Origin of the sequence: Candidatus Infernicultor aquiphilus, from assembly GCF_002784285.1 — a bacterium.
Lineage (GTDB): Bacteria > Atribacterota > Phoenicimicrobiia > Phoenicimicrobiales > Phoenicimicrobiaceae > Infernicultor > Infernicultor aquiphilus.
In genome coordinates this window covers 1-1,912 of the sequence record NZ_PFKO01000331.1, presented here as the reverse complement: position 1 = coordinate 1,912, position 1,912 = coordinate 1, and the positions used below count along the sequence as shown (strand labels likewise).

At 36.4% G+C, this 1,912-nt stretch carries 2 protein-coding genes; both read right to left on the bottom strand.

Going from position 1 to position 1,912, the window contains the following annotated elements; genetic code table 11:
• Positions 1-22: 22 nt before the first annotated feature.
• Positions 23-937, bottom strand: coding sequence for a nucleotidyl transferase AbiEii/AbiGii toxin family protein (locus COZ07_RS09185; RefSeq protein ID WP_406608265.1), 915 nt, complete (start codon positions 935-937; stop codon positions 23-25).
• Positions 934-1,536, bottom strand: coding sequence for a transcriptional regulator (locus COZ07_RS09180; protein ID WP_406608264.1), 603 nt, complete (start codon positions 1,534-1,536; stop codon positions 934-936). The genes COZ07_RS09185 and COZ07_RS09180 overlap by 4 nt, the downstream gene beginning before the upstream one ends.
• Between the last annotated feature and the right edge of the window lie 376 nt (positions 1,537-1,912).

Below are 1,912 nucleotides of genomic sequence, written 5' to 3'. Positions count from 1 at the left end.
AAAAGTGCAGGGGCTAGCGGTATCATCTCCAAGGGCCGGAAGCTTTCCATCCCACATCATATTTTTCTGTTTTATTAATTGCATTAAGCGGTTTATAAAGAAATTTTTCTATCTCTTTAGCTACTGTTGACAATTTCTCAGGCGCATTTTTTATATCTTCTTTATTTAAGAATGCTTTCCACAGTGACTGTCGATCAGATTTTTCATCATAAATTTCTTTAGCAAGCAACTTTTTACCCTCTGGAACCTCTGTTTTACGGTACGCGAAAGTTCTTCTTAACGCTTCAATAAGTTTTAAACCTTCAAAATCAAATTGGTGCATCATAAGCCAAATATCATAAAAATCTTTCATTCGGCTATTAAGAAGACCTAACTTGACCATAGCCTCAAATTTCTCGCTGACCACGCTTTCTGCCGGGTAACCTTTAAGATGAGGCTTTGGAAAATCCAAAATAACAGGATATTCAATAAGTTTCGGCCTTGGATAAGTAATATCGCCAAATCCAATATCGATCTGCATGTGAATGCGTGAGCGGTCGAGAAAACCCAAAAACTTCACCCGTACGCCTTCATAATCTGCATCTTCCTTTATCCTCTGTCCTTTTACTGTTTTGGGATCAAAGACAAGACCATCAGGGACAACTTCCGTCCTACAGACATCCTTTATCATTTTCTCAATGTTCGTTACCTGATTATTAAATTGTGCCAAGAAATCAATATCGAGTGTACTTCTCCGCTCTGGAACATTCCAAACTGTAAACATTAGTGCACCTTTTAGAATGAATTGGTTAGCATATTCTGAACAGCTAAACCGATAAAGAAATCTTTCCATGCCAAAATATTGCAATACTTCCGCGAAAGGACGATGTGTTTCTCGTGCTTTATTTTGTAGCTTCGCCCGTATAGAGGCTGGTATATTCTTAATATCTTTTTTCATAACATAGCTTCCAAAATAGGTTTGATAATATTAGCAACACGGCAAATCTCCGCATATTGCATAATCTCTTTAGGCTGTACGCCTTTTTCTGTTATAGCAATCTTGAGAGCTTCTCTGGCGATGTTCATTCCGATCTTATTGCGAAATTTGAAACAATCACCAATCGTCTTGGCAAGGCTATAAACTTTAATCTCATATCCCTCAATTTCAAATTTTTCAATGCCTGCTTTCCATGCTTTGGGTGCAAAGTGATAGAATTTAACCGGAGGATAATTAATTTTATTAGCCCATGCACCACGGGGAATTGCTATATTAACATAGTGGGGTATCTCGCTGGTTGCTTCATGAAAAGCAAGCGCGGAAAGTAAACATATGACCCCCTTGGACACTTTGATTGACACAGCCACAAGATCCGGGTTGGATAGGGTAATGCCATCAGATAGTCTATATAGGGCACGATCAACTTTCTGAATTCGGCCAGAATTCAGGTTATCCTTAAGAAAAGCTTTATTAAAGCCAGCTTTGATAATTTCCTTATAGCTGACTATTCCTCCTCTTTTCTTCAGAAATTCTATAAATTCTTTCTCTTTTTTACCCATAAGAATTACCCCTATTTCTATATACTTGTTAATAAGTGTATAGCATTAGGAAATTAATGTCAAATATTATATTTTTCAATTCAAAGAGAAAATACAAGGTGTAAAAGATTAGAGGATTAAAATAGAGGATACGGTGATTTGTTTAGCCAGAAGATAGAACAGCTTTCAGATGGAGAGGTTTTTGTGGTGTAAAGGATATTTTTTTAATATATTATTTTCCAAAGGAGAGGTGAGTTATGGATATTTTAATCACTGATTTTATAGCTAAGATAGATTTTGGGGAAGCGCAGAGTTTTAAAAATTTACAGATTATTTTATATGGCCTTTTTTAAGCTGAGCAAGGAAGAGAGAATCGGACGAATGTCCGGGTATAAGA